Source organism: Bacillus sp. SIMBA_026, from assembly GCF_046535335.1.
Taxonomy (GTDB): domain Bacteria; phylum Bacillota; class Bacilli; order Bacillales; family Bacillaceae; genus Bacillus; species Bacillus velezensis.
Genome location: NZ_JAWRWX010000338.1, coordinates 1 through 253 on the forward strand (window position 1 = coordinate 1; position 253 = coordinate 253).

At 57.7% G+C, this 253-nt stretch carries 1 pseudogene; it reads left to right on the forward strand.

The features are described 5' to 3' along the window. Window positions 1-253: pseudogene (locus SB847_RS21710) on the forward strand (long-chain fatty acid--CoA ligase); the annotation flags it as partial.

The following is a 253-nucleotide window of genomic DNA, read 5'->3' on the forward strand; positions in this document are numbered from 1 at the left end:
CAGCCGGACAGGTGGGGGAAGCGTACTCCACTGGACCGGGGCTGATGCTCGGTTACTGGCGCGACGAAGAACAAACACGGACGGTCATTACTGATGACGGCTGGTACCGCACAAAAGACCTTGTTCGGGTGGACGAGGATGGTTTCGTCTACGTCGTTGGGCGGCTCTCAGATGTCATCATCCGCGGTGGAACTAACATCTCGCCGGCAGAAGTTGAGCGAGTACTTCAGCAGCATGCCTCTGTTGGCGAAGT